The 13,706-nt window shown below is 75.1% G+C and carries 13 protein-coding genes; 7 read left to right on the top strand and 6 right to left on the bottom strand.

The window, feature by feature from the left end:
- The first annotated feature begins 36 nt into the window (after positions 1 to 36).
- Positions 37 to 1,194, top strand: coding sequence for a GNAT family N-acetyltransferase (locus GA0070560_RS06885; protein ID WP_091292684.1), 1,158 nt, complete (start codon positions 37 to 39; stop codon positions 1,192 to 1,194).
- Complete coding sequence (locus GA0070560_RS29365) at positions 1,191 to 1,316, top strand: GNAT family N-acetyltransferase (RefSeq protein WP_245675390.1); 126 nt, start codon at positions 1,191 to 1,193, stop codon at positions 1,314 to 1,316. Before GA0070560_RS06885 ends, GA0070560_RS29365 begins: the two co-directional genes overlap by 4 nt.
- A gap of 103 nt (positions 1,317 to 1,419) precedes the next feature.
- Here the strand turns inward: GA0070560_RS29365 and hpf are convergent, their stop codons facing one another.
- The 5 genes from hpf to mtrA form a co-directional block, all read right to left on the bottom strand.
- Complete coding sequence (hpf, locus tag GA0070560_RS06880) at positions 1,420 to 2,058, bottom strand: ribosome hibernation-promoting factor, HPF/YfiA family (RefSeq protein WP_091292681.1); 639 nt, start codon at positions 2,056 to 2,058, stop codon at positions 1,420 to 1,422.
- Positions 2,059 to 2,310: 252 nt separating this feature from the next.
- Entirely contained in the window at positions 2,311 to 2,982 is a 672-nt protein-coding gene (locus tag GA0070560_RS06875; RefSeq protein ID WP_170839317.1) for a ComF family protein, read from the bottom strand.
- A gap of 52 nt (positions 2,983 to 3,034) precedes the next feature.
- A complete protein-coding gene (locus GA0070560_RS06870; protein ID WP_091292676.1) occupies positions 3,035 to 4,843 on the bottom strand; it encodes an LpqB family beta-propeller domain-containing protein in 1,809 nt (602 codons plus the stop codon).
- The gene (gene mtrB / locus GA0070560_RS06865; RefSeq protein ID WP_245675408.1) at positions 4,840 to 6,522 is read right to left on the bottom strand and encodes an MtrAB system histidine kinase MtrB; all 1,683 of its coding nucleotides are present in this window, start codon (positions 6,520 to 6,522) and stop codon (positions 4,840 to 4,842) included. Before mtrB ends, GA0070560_RS06870 begins: the two co-directional genes overlap by 4 nt.
- Positions 6,523 to 6,610: 88 nt before the next feature.
- Complete coding sequence (gene mtrA / locus GA0070560_RS06860; protein ID WP_091292672.1) at positions 6,611 to 7,300, bottom strand: MtrAB system response regulator MtrA; 690 nt, start codon at positions 7,298 to 7,300, stop codon at positions 6,611 to 6,613.
- Positions 7,301 to 7,467: 167 nt separating this feature from the next.
- Here mtrA and GA0070560_RS06855 point away from each other — a divergent pair, with 167 nt between their 5' ends.
- Genes GA0070560_RS06855 through GA0070560_RS06835 form a run of 5 tightly spaced genes read left to right on the top strand, consistent with a single transcriptional unit; the run spans position 7,468 to position 12,650 of the window.
- Positions 7,468 to 8,370, top strand: coding sequence for a hypothetical protein (locus GA0070560_RS06855; RefSeq protein WP_245675389.1), 903 nt, complete (start codon positions 7,468 to 7,470; stop codon positions 8,368 to 8,370).
- Positions 8,367 to 8,957, top strand: coding sequence for a DUF4129 domain-containing protein (locus tag GA0070560_RS06850; protein WP_091292669.1), 591 nt, complete (start codon positions 8,367 to 8,369; stop codon positions 8,955 to 8,957). Before GA0070560_RS06855 ends, GA0070560_RS06850 begins: the two co-directional genes overlap by 4 nt.
- Positions 8,954 to 10,354: a DUF4350 domain-containing protein gene (locus tag GA0070560_RS06845; RefSeq protein WP_091292667.1), complete on the top strand. Its 1,401-nt coding sequence runs from the start codon at positions 8,954 to 8,956 to the stop codon at positions 10,352 to 10,354. Before GA0070560_RS06850 ends, GA0070560_RS06845 begins: the two co-directional genes overlap by 4 nt.
- The gene (locus GA0070560_RS06840) at positions 10,351 to 11,343 is read left to right on the top strand and encodes an AAA family ATPase (RefSeq protein ID WP_091292664.1); all 993 of its coding nucleotides are present in this window, start codon (positions 10,351 to 10,353) and stop codon (positions 11,341 to 11,343) included. Before GA0070560_RS06845 ends, GA0070560_RS06840 begins: the two co-directional genes overlap by 4 nt.
- Positions 11,340 to 12,650, top strand: coding sequence for a DUF58 domain-containing protein (locus GA0070560_RS06835; protein WP_091292662.1), 1,311 nt, complete (start codon positions 11,340 to 11,342; stop codon positions 12,648 to 12,650). The genes GA0070560_RS06840 and GA0070560_RS06835 overlap by 4 nt, the downstream gene beginning before the upstream one ends.
- 60 nt (positions 12,651 to 12,710) lie before the next feature.
- On the opposite strand, the gene GA0070560_RS06830 is transcribed toward GA0070560_RS06835, so the two are convergent.
- Positions 12,711 to 13,679 (bottom strand): stage II sporulation protein M, encoded by a 969-nt coding sequence (locus GA0070560_RS06830; RefSeq protein ID WP_091292660.1) that lies wholly within the window; start codon positions 13,677 to 13,679, stop codon positions 12,711 to 12,713.
- Between the last annotated feature and the right edge of the window lie 27 nt (positions 13,680 to 13,706).

The following is a 13,706-nucleotide window of genomic DNA, read 5'->3' as shown; positions in this document are numbered from 1 at the left end:
TACGCCCATCGCGAACGGTCCGGCACGATGGGCCGGATGGAGCCCGTGGAGATCACCGAGGACGGCCTGCTGCTGCGCCCCTGGCGCGCGGACGACGCCGACGCCGTACACCGCGCCTGCCAGGACCAGGACATCCAGCGCTGGACCACCGTGCCGCGCCCCTACCTGCCGGAGCACGCTCACGGCTTCGTCACCGACCTCAGCGGCCGGGCCTGGGCCGAGGGCACCGGAGCCCCGTTCGCGGTCTGCGACGCTGCCACCGGGGAACTGCTGGCCTCCTGCGGGCTGGTCTCGATCGACCGGTCCCTCGACTCCGGGGAACTCGGCTACTGGACCGCGCCGTGGGCACGCGGTCGCGCGGTCGCCGTACGGGCCTCCCGGGCGGTCGCCCGGTGGTCGTTCGACACGCTGAAGCTGCGCCGGCTGGTCTGGCAGGCCGAGGTGGGCAACCACTTCTCCCGGCTGGTGGCGCTGCGCGCCGGCTTCCGCGTCTCCGGCGAACTGCGGCTGGCCCACCCCGCCGAGGGCGGCCGGACGGACGGCTGGGTCGGCTCGCTGCTCCCCGGCGAGGTGCCCGCCCCGGGCGAGCCGGGCCCGGCCGGCCCGGACACCCTGGACGCCCGCCGCGCCGCCGTCTTCGGCCGGCCGCAGCCCGTCCTCTTCGCCACCGCCGGCGACACCGAACTGCGGCTGCGCCCACGGGAGGAGCGCGACCTCGACGCCATCGTGGCGACCTGCCGGGACGCCGACACGATCCGCTGGACCACCGTGCCGCACCCGTACCACCGGAAGGACGCCGAGAGCTTCGTCCGGGACATCGCCGACCTGGCCTGGGCCCGGGGGACCGGGGCGTACTACACCATCGCCGACGCCGACGACCGGTACGTCGGCTCGGTCGACCTGCGGGTCGGCCCCGACCCGCTGCTCGGGCACGTCGGCTTCATGACCGCCCCGCACGCCCGCGGCCGGGGCTACATGCCGGCCGCGGTGGGCGCTCTGACCGCCTGGGGCTTCACCACCCTCGGCCTGGCCCGGATCGAGTGGCTGGCGCTGGTCGGCAACACCGCCTCGCGGCGGGTGGCGGAGAAGGCCGGCTTCACCGTCGAGGGCACCGCGCGGGGCCGGCTGCCCACCCGGGACGGCGGCCGTGGCGACGCCTGGGTCGCCGCGCTGCTGGCCGAGGACCTGACGTGATCCCGGAGGTCGTCGAGGCGGGCGACATCCGGCTGCGGCCCTTCCGGCCGGAGGACGCCGACGACCTCGCCGCCGGCTGCGACGATCCGCGCACGGCACGCGAGGACGCCGGCCGCCGGTGACGGGACGACCCCGCTGCCGCGTGGGCGGAGACGGAAACGGTCACGGAGTCCACGGTGGCGGACCACCGGGACCCCGTGACCGGTCGCGAGGGGTGGACAGGGGTCAGGTGTCGAGCGAGATGATCCCGTAGTCGTACGCGTGCCGTCGGTAGACGACGCTCGGCCGGCCGGTCTCCTTGTCGTGGAACAGGTAGAAGTCGTGCCCGACGAGTTCCATCTGGAACAGGGCGTCGTCCACGGTCATCGGCTCGGCGGGGTGCACCTTGGCCCGGGCGATGTGCCAGGGCTGCTCGTCGTACTCGTCGGCCGGCTCCTCGTCGCGCTCGGCGACCGCGGTGGCCGAGCGGCCGTTCAGCGTCGCCAGGCCGGGCCCGTCGAGGTCGGCCACCGGCAGGTCCGCGGTGGCGGCGGCGACGGAGATCGGCGCGTGGCGGCCCCGGTGTACGCGGCGGCGGTCGGCCGCGCGGCGAAGTCGGGTGTCGAGCTTGGCGATGGCCGCGTCGAGCGCGCTGTAGAAGTCGTTCGTACAGGCCTCGGCCCTGATCACCGGCCCGCGCGAGACGCAGGTGATCTCCACCCGCTGGCAGATGTCGGACTGTCGGGGATTGCGTTCGTGGAACAGTTCCACGTCGACCCGGATGAGCTTGTGGTCGTAGCGTTCGATCTTCGCGAGCTTCTCCGCGACGTGCACCCGGTAATGGTCCGGCACTTCGACGTTTCGGCCCTTGACCACGATGTCCACGTGACCTCCCTTTTTCGGATGGTCGTCTGATCTTCAGGACCCGGTCGACCGGCCCTCGGGGGAGCGCCCCGCGTGGCGTCGACCGGTCAGTACGGCTACGCCTCCTTCCACCGCCGGGGTGGGGTTTGACACCTCCTACCCCGGTAATGGAAACGCTAACTCTTGTTCGCCCGGCCGTCACCCCTGGTTGTCGACAACCCTCAGAAAACTCACAGCTCTCGCCACCAAGGGGTGAAAAGGAAACACGAAGCGTCACCATTGCCGCCACTTTTGCGTTGCCGCGAGCACCGCCGCGACGTTTGGCGTCATTCCCACGCCGCGCAAAGTCCGACTCACCGCCGCCAGGGTCGCTCCCGTGGTGAGGATGTCGTCGAGCACCACCACCACCCGACCGCCGCCGACCGGCCCCGACCCGGCCCGCGCCCGCGCCCGGAACGCCGACTCCGCCGCCGCGGCCCGCCCGGCGCTGTCCAGCGCCACCGAGTCCGGCCGGGGCAGCGCCCGCAGCGGCCGGGCTGTCCGCACGTCCCAGCCCGCCGCACGCAACCGGGCCCCGGCGTGCCGGGCCAGCCGGGCCAGGTGGTCGCCGTAGCGGGCCCGGGCCGCGGCCGCCGTGTCCGGCACCGGCACCAGCAGCACCGGTCGTGCCGCGCCGCCGACCGCGACGGCCACCACCTCGGCCAGCAGCGCGCCCAGCGGCCGGGCCAGCCCGTGCCGGCCCCGCTCCTTGTACGCCAGCAGCGCCTCCCGCAGCTCACCCGCGTACGGGCCGAGGGCGTGGCAGGGCGGCAGGTCGGGCGGGGCGGGATCGGGCCGTGCCGGGGCGGGACGCAGCGCCTCGAGCGCGTCGGCGCAGGCCGGGCAGAAGCCCCGCCGGACGGCCGGGCCACGCTGCCGACAGCCCGCGCACTCCACCGGCAGCACCAGGTCGGTCAGGTCCGCCCAGATGTCCCCGAGGTCCCGCCGCACGATGTGCTCAGAACAGGAAGAACGGCGCGGTCGGGCTGCCGGGACGCACGCCGTTCGGTGGCGGGGTGACCTCCAGGACCTGGTCCCGGCGGATGGTGTCGCCCTGCGGGTACCGGTAGGCCACCCCGTTCGCCTCGTACATGATCAGTGCGCTGGGCAGGCGCACCACCGGGTTGGTCGGATACGTGGACAGGTGCGTCACCCGGGCGCCCACGTCGGCGACCAGGGGCGTCTCCAGGGCGCCGTCGATGCTCACCTGGTAGACCGCCGAGCGGCCGGCCGTACCGGCCAGGACCAGGGTGTTCTCTCCCGCCCAGTCCACCGCCGACAACTCGGTCAGCGAGGTCGCCACCCGGCGGGCCGGGCCGGGGGTGACCACGCCGCCGTCCAGGTTCACCGCCGCCAGGTGCAGCGCGCCACCGACCACCAGGGCGATCCGGTGGCCCTCCAACGAGGCGGCCACCGCCGTCACCGGCCCGGGGACGTTGAGCGGCACCTGCTCCATCCGGCCCCGGTCGTCGAAGCGCCACAGGTTGCCGTCGGCCACCACCAGCCCGTACGGCTGGCGGGGGTCCGGCGAGCGCAGCCAGACCGGCCGCCCGATCGTCTTGAAGGTCTGCGCCGAGGGATTGCCCACCTGCACCGGATCCGGCCCGGAGCCGGTGACCAGGCGCCGCCGACCACCCGGCGCGTCGACCACGAGGGCGGCGAGGACACGCTCGTCGGCGCGGCTGAGCCCGGCCGACACGACGTTCCGGTTGACCTCCGCCGCAAGCGGCACCGGGCCGCTCGCTTCGCCGGAGAAGGCCAGCGGGTGCACCGCGCCCTCGTAGACGGCGTACCGCTGGGGGTTGTCGTTCACCGGGTAGACCGGGTGGGCGAGGCGGTGCTTCTTCAGGTCGTCGATGAAGACCCGGGACTGGTTGCGCGTGGTGAGCTGGAGCTGCCCGTCCAACTCGGGCAGCGACCAGGCGAGCTGGGTGCCGATCTGGGCGAGCCGGCGGCTGTCGTCACCGGGCAGGTCGAGGGTGACGTCCCAGCGGCCGTCGGTCTCGGTGGCGTTGTTGATCAGGGCCGTCCGGTCCGGCAGGCGGCTCACCCCGGCGCTCAGCCACTCCGAGGGGCCGGCGATCAGCCATTTGACCACCTCGCTGACCCGCCGCTCGTGCGGCACGGCCAGCGGCAGGTAACGCTGGTCGGGCACCAGCCGGCTCTGGTCGGAACTCCAGAAGTAGACCGGCGAGGTCTGGTAGTACTCGCGCAGGGCGTCGACGCTGAGCAGCAGCACGTTCGGCGGGTCGGTGACGAACAGGCCCGCTTCCGCGGGCCCGTCCTGCCCGGGCGAGCCCGCGCCGCGCAGGCTGAACCGGTACTCCTTGTCGGTCGCCACCGGGGGCCCGAGCACGCCGTTGGCGCGCAGCAGCCCGATCTGCTGCACCGGCAGCCGGACGGAGAAGAACCCGTTGGCGTTCTCCGTGATCACCGGCTTCTCGGTCAGCCGGACCACGTTGACCGCGATCTCGCTGCCCTGCTTCTCCTGCAGACGGCTCTTGTTCTCCGGCGCGATGAACTTCTTCACCCGCGGGTACGCCTGCTCCGGCTCGCCCGCCGCGGCGGCGAGATAGTTACGGACGAACAGCTCCCGGTCGTCGCCACTGGCCGTACGGCTCGGCGGCTCGTCCCGGCGGAAGCTGGACGCCCCCGCCTCGACCGCCGGCCCGGACCCGTCCACCTGCACCTCGGTGTTCGCCGGGATGCCGCACCCGGTCAGGGCCAGCAGGACGGCACCGAGCACGCCGGCGAGCACCCGCCTCACGACCGCACCTCCGCCCGGTCCCCGGCCTCGGCCGCCGGACCGGGCCCGATCGCCAGCGCACCGCCGCCGGCCGGGCCGATGGCCAGGATCTCGCCGTCGCGGGGGCCGCCGAAGGGCAGTGCGGCGTCGGCCGGCACCAGCCGCAGCGGCGAGGTGGTGAGCCGGTCCCCGGCGCGCGCCGGCAGGGTGAGCCGGAACTGGGCGCCCTGCCCGGGCGCGCCCCACGCCTCCAGCCATCCGCCGTGCAGCCGGGCGTCCTCCAGGCTGATCGACAGGCCCAGCCCGGTGCCGCCGGTCTGCCGGGCGCGGGACGGGTCGGCCCGCCAGAAGCGGTTGAAGACCAGCTTCTCCTCCCCCGGCTTGAGCCCGACGCCGTGGTCCCGCACGGTGATCGCGACGGCGCTCCGGTCCACGCCGAGGGTGATCAGGACAGGCTTGGCCTCGCCGTGCTCGACCGCGTTGCCGACCAGGTTGCGCAGCACCCGCTCGACCCGGCGCGGATCCACCTCGGCGATCACCGGGGTGCTCGGCACGTCCAGCTCGATGGCCACGCCCACCCGCTCGGCCAGCCCGGCCAGCCGGTCGGCGACCCGGTGCACCACCGGCACCAGGTCGGTCGGCTCGGAGTCGAGCATGGCGAAGCCGGCGTCGAACCGGCTGATCTCCAGCAGGTCGGTGAGCAGCTCCTCGAACCGGTCCAGCTCGGCCTGGAGCAGCTCGGCGCTGCGGGCCACCGCCGGGTCGAACTCGTCGCGCTCGGCGAAGATCAGGTCGGCGGCCATCCGTACGGTGGTCAGCGGGGTGCGCAACTCGTGCGACACGTCCGAGGTGAACCGGCGTTGCAGGCGGGACATCTCCTCCAGCCGGAGGATCTGCCGTTGCAGGTTGGTCGCCATCTGGTTGAACGAGGCGGCCAGCAGCGCCAGGTCGTCCTCGCCGTTGACCTCCATCCGCTGGTCGAGCAGGCCGGCGGAGAGCCGCTGGGCCGTGCGGGCGGCCACCCGTACCGGGGTGACCACCAGGCGGGTCACCAGGGCGGCGAGCAGGCCCAGCAGCAGCACCAGGGCGAGGCCGGTGGCGAGCACGGTGGCCCGGGCGTCGGCGGCGGTGGCGTCCTGCCGGGTCAGCGGGACGAGGTAGTAGAGCTCCAGCTGGCCGAAGCGGGTGGGCACCGGCGAGCCGTAGACCAGGTACTTCGTGCGCTCGTCGCCGAGCCGGCCGGTCCGGATCTGGTGAGCCACCTTGCCGTCCGCGACGGCAGCCCGCAGCTCCCGGCTGACCAGCGGCCGCACGTCGGTCGCCGGGGACGTCCGGGTCTCGATGACCCCGGCGTAGCTGTCCGCGGTGATCGCCACGACGACCCCGCTGGTCTGCTGCGGGTCGCCCCCGGCCAGGTAGTTGACCGTGCCCTCGATGGTGTCCTGGAGCTGCGCCTCCTGCGGCTGGTGGTAGAGGTAGAACTGCTTGGCCGAGTAGTCGCTGCCACTGCGCAGGCGCAGCAGCGTGTCGGCCTTGGCGTTCTCCACCAGGATGTCGGTGATCTTGTTGGCGATCAGGTAGGCGAACCCGCCGACCAGCAGGCTGGACACCACCAACGTGATGGTCACCACCCGGACCTGCAACGAGCGTCGCCAGGTCTGGTGCAGCCCGGCGGCCAGGCCGAGGACCCGGCCGGTCAGGGCACGCCCCAGCGCCCGCGCGGCGGGACGCCAGCCGGCGGGGGACTCGGGGAGGGAACTCGGGGCGCTGGTCACGGTGCAGACCAGGCTATCCGGTACCCGCCTTGTAGCCCACGCCCCGAACGGTGAGGATGATTTCCGGCCGCTCCGGATCCGGCTCGATCTTGGCGCGCAGCCGTTGCACGTGCACGTTGACCAGCCGGGTGTCCGCCGCGTGCCGGTAGCCCCACACCTGCTCCAGCAGGACCTCACGGGTGAACACCTGGCGCGGCTTGCGGGCCAGCGCGACCAGCAGGTCGAACTCCAGCGGCGTCAGCTTGACCTCCTCGCCGTCCCGGCTGACGGTGTGTGCCGGCACGTCGATGGTGATCTGGTTGCCGGGCGGACCGATGGTCAGCATCTCCGGGGCGACGTCCTCACCGCGCCGCAGCCGGGCCCGCATCCGGGCCACCAGCTCCTTGGGCTTGAACGGCTTGACCACATAGTCGTCGGCGCCGGACTCCAGGCCGAGCACCACGTCCACGGTGTCGCTCTTGGCCGTGAGCATCACGATCGGCACGCCGGATTCGGCCCGGATCGCCCGGGCCACGTCGATACCGCTCATACCGGGCAGCATGAGGTCGAGCAGGACGATATCGGGTCGACTGTCCCGGAACGCGGCCAGTGCCCGTTCCCCGTCGGCGACGAAGGAGGGCAGGAAGCCCTCGCTGCGCAGGACGATGCCGAGCATCTCGGCGAGCGCGGGGTCGTCGTCGACCACCAGTACCCGGGCTCTCATGGGGTTTATGTTCCCATCCCCGTTCTGTCAGGTGGGATCGGCGTCACCCGGCACCGTACTGCCGGGAGAGGCGTCCCCGCACGTTCCACGCGGAACGACCGTTTCCGTGGTCGCCGCCGCGGCTCACGCGGCGTGCGGGTCCACCGGATCGGACCGGTCGTGTCACCATGATCCCCGGGCGCGCCGCCGCCCGCCACCAAGACCGCCAGGAGTACGCGTTGCCCGACGTCGGCCCGACCGCCGTGCTCCCCCGCCGACCACTCACCGTGGGCGAACTGCTCGACTCCGCGGTGCTGCTGCTGCGCGGCCAGGGCCGGCTGCTGATCCCGCTGGGCGCCCTGCTCGCCGTGGGCGAACAACTCCTCCTGCTGCCACTGCGGCACGCCGCCCGGGTCGACCCGCCCACCTGGTGGCCGGAGCTGGACAACTTCGGCTGGGTGTGGCTCATGCTCGCCGTCGGCGCGGGGACGGAGGCGGTGATCATCACGCTGCTCGGCAACCCGGCCGCCCGGGCCGCCGGCGCCGCGCTGCTCGGCCGACGCGCGGGCGTGGCCGAGCTGCTCCGCCCCCGGGGCGCCCGGTGGGGCGCGACCCTGTTGCTCGCCCCGCCCGTCGGCGCCCTCGTCCTGCTGGCCTCGCTGGCCGGGCCGGTCTGGCTGCTCGCGTTCGGGATGTGGGGCTCCCTCGCGGCGGCCCTGGTGCTCGACCGGGTGCCCGCGTGGCGGGCGCTCGACCGGGCAGCCGGGCTCGCGCTGCGCGGCGGGGCCCGGGCGGCGGGCATCCGGCTGCTCGGCTACCTCGGCTGGTGGCTGCTGCGGGTCGGCCTCGCCCTCGGTGCGTTCTACGGGCTGGCCTCGTTCGACCTGCTGGACCTGCGGGAGCCGGGCATGCGGACGCTGACCGCGATGGCCGTCTTCGCGGCGGTGAACGCCGTCGCGTACCCCGCCCTGGCCTGCCTGGACGCCGTGCTGCACCTGGACAACCGGATGCGCACCGAAGGGCTGGACATCCGTCTCTCCCGCTCCCCCGCCGGGTTGACCGAGCCCGTCCTGCTGGCGGCCGACCGATGAGCTTCAGCCGCTGGTGGACCGAGGCCACCGCCGCGCTCGGCGACCTCGTCCCGCTACCGCTCGCGGCGGTGCTCCTCCTGCTGACCGCCGCGCTGGCGGCGTTGGCCTGGTACCACTTCCCCGCCTGGGTGCCCCGACGCCTGCCCCGACTGCCCCGGTTCCGCCGGCCTCGGCGCAAGCGCCGACGGCGCCGCCGGCCGGAGGCCGACGTGTCGGTGGCCGAGGTGCCCCGCCCGCGCGACGGCGGGTCGGACGCGCCGGCCGGTGCCGGCCTCTGCCTGGCCGACCGGCTGGCCGCCGAGGGGCGCTTCGCCGAGGCCGTCCGGGAGCGGCTGCGCGACATGGTCCGCCGGCTGGTCGCCGTCGGGGTGGTGGAGCAACGCCCCGGCATGACCGTGACCGAACTGGCCGACGAGGCGGCCCGCAACCGGCCGCCGGTCGACCCTCCGTTGCGCGCGGCCGGCACGATCTTCTCCGAGCTCTGGTACGCCCACCACCCCGCCTCGGCCGCGCACGACCGGCGGATGCGGGAGCTCGCCGACGAACTCGACCGGGTGCTCGCCGGCCACCCGGAGGAGCCGCGATGACCGCCACCGCCGCGCCACCCGCGCCCGTACCCGCGAAGACCGCCCCGGTGCGGCGGCGGCGACGGTGGCACCGGATCGTGATCCCGTTCGCGCTCGCCACCGTGCTGGTCACGGTCACCCTGCTCACCCATGCCGCGGACCAGCCCGACGCGGGGGACCGGGGCTTCCTCTCCCCGGTGGCGACCGGCGACGACGGCGGCAGTCGGCTCGCCGAGGCGCTGCGCGGGCAGGGCGTCACCGTGCAGCGGGAGACGGACACCCTGCGGGCGCTGCTGGCGCTCGACGGCCGGCCGGCGACGCTCTTCGTACCGGCCCCGGAACTGCTGCACCCGGACACCGTCGGCGCGCTGGGCGACCTGCCCGCCGGCAGCCGGCTGGTGCTGGTCGACCCGTCGCGGCGCGTACTGGAGTCGGTCGACCTGCCGGTGGCGCCCACCGACCGTCGCTGGGCCGCCCGCGCGGTCGACCCGGAAGCGGACGGGAGGCCGTGCCCGCTGCCCGAGGCGGACCGGGCCGGCACCGCCGCCGTCCGGCTCCAGGGCTACGCCGCGGCCGGAGGCTACGCGGGCGACCTGCGCCGCTGCTACTCCGGCGGCCTGGTCCACCTGCCGTGGGCCGCGGACGTGGTGGTGATCGGCGCCAGCGACCCGTTCCGCAACGACCGGATCGGCGAGTGGGGCAACGAGGCGCTGTCCACCGGGCTGCTCGGCGTACGCGGCCGGGTGGTCTGGCTCGACCTGGACGGCCCCGCGCCGCCCCCGCACTTCGGCACCGGCAGCAGTGGCCCGCCGGCCTGGTCACCGGCCCCGGGCGGCTCCACCACCTGGGGCGACGGCAGCGGCACCGGGGACGGCGGTCCGGCCGGCGGCGGTCCCGGCGGCCCGGGCGACGGCGGCGACAGCGACGAGCAGGACCGGGCCGACGGGCCGCAGCCGGAGGAGAACCCGCTCTGGTCCGCCTTCCCGCCCTGGTTCTGGGCGCTGCTGCTCCAGCTCGCGCTGGCCGCGCTGCTGGTGGTGCTCTGGCGCGCCCGCCGGCTCGGCCCACCCGTCGGCGAACCGCTGCCGGTGCAGGTCCGCGCCGCCGAGACGGTGCTCGGCCGGGCCCGGCTCTACCAGCAGGCCCGGGCGCGCGGCCCGGCCGCCGGTACGCTGCGCGCGGCCACCCTCGACCGACTGCTGACCCGACTCAACCTGCCCGCCACCACGCCGCCCGCCGAGGTCGCCGCGTTCGTCGCCGCCCGCGCCGGCGGCACCGCCGACGAGGTCCACGAGCTGCTGTACGGGGCGGAGCCGAGCACCGACGCCGAACTGCTGGCGCTGGCCCGGTCACTGGACCGGGTGACCCGTACGGTCACGGCAGCCCCCGACCACCCGACCGAAGGAGACCCCCGGTGACCCACCCCGCCGCACCCGCCGCGCCCGCGACCGCCGGCGCGGACGACGGCCGTGCCGCCCTGCACCGGTTGCGCGCCGAGGTGGCCAAGGCGGTCGTCGGGCAGGACGCCGTGGTCACCGGGCTGGTGATCGCGCTGCTCTGCCGTGGCCACGTGCTGCTGGAGGGCGTCCCGGGAGTGGCCAAGACGCTGCTGATCCGCACCGTCGCCACCGCGCTGGACCTCGGCTCGAAGCGGGTGCAGTTCACCCCTGACCTGATGCCGGGGGACGTCACCGGGTCGCTGATCTTCGACCCGCACACCGCCGCGTTCACCTTCCGGGAGGGGCCGGTCTTCACCAACCTGCTGCTCGCCGACGAGATCAACCGGACGCCGCCGAAGACCCAGTCGGCGCTGCTGGAGGTGATGGAGGAGCGGCAGGTCTCCGTCGAGGGGGCACGTCGCCCGCTGCCCGACCCGTTCATCGTGGCCGCCACCCAGAACCCGATCGAGTACGAGGGCACCTACCCGCTGCCCGAGGCGCAGCTGGACCGGTTCCTGCTCAAGCTCACCGTGCCGCTGCCCACCCGGGACGAGGAGCTGGGTGTGCTGCGCGCCCACCACGCCGGCTTCGACCCGCGTGACCTGGCCGCCGCCGGCGTACGGCCGGTGGCCACCGCGGCCGACCTGGCCGCCGCGCGGGAGTCGGTCGGCCGGGTGTACGTCGCCGAGCCGGTCCTCGCCTACATCGTGGACCTGTGCCGGGCCACCCGGGCCACCCCGGCGCTGGAGCTGGGCGCCTCGCCCCGGGGCGCCACGGCCCTGCTCAGCACCGCCAAGGCGTGGGCCTGGCTGGCCGGGCGGGACCACGTCACCCCGGACGACGTCAAGGCGACCGCCCGGCCGACGCTGCGGCACCGGCTGCGGTTGCGCCCGGAGGTGGAACTGGAGGGCGTCGGGGTGGACGCGGTGCTGGACACGGTGCTCGCCACCGTGCCGACCCCGCGATGACCTGGCGGGCGGCCGTCCTGCTGCTGGTGGGCGCGCTGACCCTGCCGGTCTGGCCGGACCCGTTCTCCGGCGTCGCGGTGATGACCGGCGCCGTGCTGCTGCTCTGCGCCCTGGACTGGGCGCTCGCCGCCCCGCTGCACGCGCTCACCGCCACCCGCGACGGTGACCGGTCGGTACGCCTCGGCGGCACCGCCACCGTCACGCTGCGCCTGACCAACACCTCCGGCCGTACGCTGCGCGCCCAGGTGCGCGACGCGTGGGTGCCCTCGGCGGGCGCGGTCGCGGACGTACCGCCGGAGCGGGTGACCCGGGTGGCGCCCGGCGCGACCGCGGTGCTGCCCGGCCGGCTGACCCCGACCCGGCGCGGCGACCGGCCGGCGGTGGCCCTGACGGTGCGCTCGCACGGGCCGCTGGGGCTGGCCTTCCGGCAGCGGGCCGGGCGGCCCGCCACCCCGGCCTGGACGCTGCGGGTGCTGCCCCGCTTCGACTCCCGCCGGCACCTGCCGGAGAAGCTGTCCCGGCTGCGGGTGATCGACGGCACGCAGGTGACCCGGGGCCGGGGCCAGGGCACCGAGTTCGACACCCTCCGCGAGTACGTGGTCGGCGACGACGTCCGCTCGATCGACTGGCGGGCCAGCGCCCGCCGGGCCGACGTGCTGGTGCGCACCTGGCGGCCGGAGCGGGACCGGCGACTGCTCTGCGTGCTGGACACCGGCCGCACCTCGGCGGTCCGGGTCGGCGACGAGCCCCGGCTGGACACCGCGATCGACGCGGCGCTGCTGCTCACCGCGCTGGCCGCCCGCGCCGGCGACCGGGTCGACCTGCTCGCCGCGGACGCCACGATCCGGGCCACGGTGACCGGCAGCGGCCGGCCGGCGCTGCTCAGCCGGCTGGTGACCGCGGTCGCGCCGCTCCAACCGGCCCTGGTGGAGACGGACTTCGAGCTGATCGCCGGGGAGATCCTGCGCCGGGAGCGGCAGCGCAGCCTGGTGGTCCTCTTCACCGCCCTGGAGCCGGGTGCGCTGGGCGAGGGGCTGCTGCCGGTGCTGCCCCGGCTGGCCGCCCGGCACCGGGTGGTGGTGGCGGCCGTGCACGATCCGGTGCTCACCGGACTCACCACCGCCGAGCCGGCCCGCCCCGGCGACGCGTACGCGGCGGCGGCCGGCTGGCGGGCGCTCGCCGAGCGGGGCCGGGTACGCGCCGCCCTGGCCCGCTACGGCGTAGCCGTCGTCGACGCCCCGGCCGACCGCCTGGCCCCTACCGTCGCCGACACCTACCTCCGCCTCAAGGCCCTCGGCCAACTCTGACCGTGAGGCTGGCCGGGTTGACCCGAAGGTGATGGGCTGATGGTGCCGCCAACCTCATGGTCAACGCCAGGAAAGGGGGCGGGTGGGGTCGGCGAGGACCGCGCGGCGGCCGAGGACGACGACGTACCCGAGGAAACCCAGCCAGACGGCAGCCCCGACACCCACGCGCAGCGCGGTCGGCACCGGCGCCGGGGTCACGAAGGCCTCCAGCAGCGCGGAGACGGCGAAGAGCCCGACCAGGCCGACGGCGACCAGGATCGCCGAGCGGCCCGCCTCGGCCACCGCCCGCCCCCGGGGCAGGTGCGACGGCGGCGAGATCCACGCCCAGGCGGTCCGCAGCCCCACCCCGGCAGCGACGAACACCCCGGTCAGTTCGAGCAGCCCGTGCGGGGTGATCAGGCCGAAGAAGACGTCGGCCCGGCCGTAGGAGACCATCACCCCGCCCACCACTCCGACGTTGAGCGCGTTCTGCCAGAGCAGGTAGAACACCGGCACGACGAGCACCCCGGAGGCCAGGCACTGGGCCGCGATCCAGGCGTTGTGCGTCCAGAGGTGGAAGGCGAAGGTCGGCGCGGAGAACTCGGTGTAGTAGCCGGCGAAGCCGGAGTCGACGAGGTCGGCCGCCGCCTCCGGGCCGATGAACGCCGCAGCGGTGTCCGGGTTGTCGGCGACGTACCAGATCAGGAAGAAGCTGAGCGCGGTGAAGCCGGTCGACACCGCACACCACCAGGGCCACGCCCGGTAGACCGCCCCCGGGAAACCGACGGTCAGGAACCGGCCCACCGCCGCCCAGGACGGGCGACGCCGGCCGGCGATCCGGGCCCGGGCCCGGAGCACGAGCTGGGAGAGGCGGCTGACCAGGGCCGGGTCGGGCGCTCGGCTGCGCAGCGCGGAGAGGTGGGTGGCGGTGCGCTGGTAGAGCGCCACCAGCTCGTCGATCTCGTCGGCGTCCGGCCGCCGCCGGCCGCAGAGCTGGTCCAGCCGCCGCCACTCGTGTTCGTGCTCGGCGACGTACGCGTCGAGATCCACTCGTCCTCCCCCGTCCGGCGCTCATAG

This window comes from Micromonospora halophytica (genome assembly GCF_900090245.1).
In the GTDB taxonomy this organism is placed as follows: domain Bacteria; phylum Actinomycetota; class Actinomycetes; order Mycobacteriales; family Micromonosporaceae; genus Micromonospora; species Micromonospora halophytica.
Note: the sequence above shows the minus strand (reverse complement) of the source record. Positions and strands in the feature narration are given on the sequence as shown.